Origin of the sequence: Amycolatopsis sp. lyj-346, assembly GCF_046548975.1 — a bacterium.
GTDB lineage: Bacteria > Actinomycetota > Actinomycetes > Mycobacteriales > Pseudonocardiaceae > Amycolatopsis.
On sequence record NZ_JAJPWT010000064.1, the window covers coordinates 1 to 624 of the forward strand.

Annotated in this window: 1 pseudogene; it reads right to left on the reverse strand. The window is 73.2% G+C overall.

Features of this window, described 5'->3' with window-relative positions:
- A pseudogene (locus tag ACLJQE_RS44695) lies at positions 1–457 on the reverse strand (hypothetical protein); the annotation flags it as partial.
- Between the last annotated feature and the right edge of the window lie 167 nt (positions 458–624).

The following is a 624-nucleotide window of genomic DNA, read 5'->3' on the forward strand; positions in this document are numbered from 1 at the left end:
CCAACCGCTGCTGGCCCTTGGTGCCGAGTTCGGTCGGCGACGGGGCGGGTCGGCCGGTCACGGCTTCCCAGCGGGCGATGGCGGGTGCGTAGGCGCCCCAGGTCTCGCTGAGGGTTGGCGTCGACAGCAACCGCCAGGAACCAGGCGCTTCGTCCAGTGAGTGGAGTTCCCGTGGTAGTTCGCCCCGCGCCAACTCCAGTGCTTGGTCGAGCGACGGAGCCGACGACGAACCGAGGATCGCCGAGCGCCCCGTTCGTGTTGCCGCGACCCTCGGCGTCGGCAGCAGCGCCACGGCGTCGTCGAGGAACCGCGTGCCTTCGACGTACATCCGCCGGGCCGCCGTCTCGCGGGATGGGGTACCCGTCCCGCGGCCCTGGGCGGCGTTCGGCGTCGGTAGAAGCGAGATCGCGGTACGCAGGTCCGGGCCGCCCGTGCCGTGCACGCCCGTGCCGTGCACGTCGCTGGTGCGCGGGGTGGGGAGGAGGGCTACGACGCCAGCCGGGCCACCGCTTCGTTCAGGTCCACGCCCTTCGGGGTCGGATCCCGACCCTTCCAGTCCCGCGCCTTCGGCGTCGGCAGCAGCGCGCCGAGCAGCGTCGGGGTGCCGCGAGGGTGCGTCAGCGA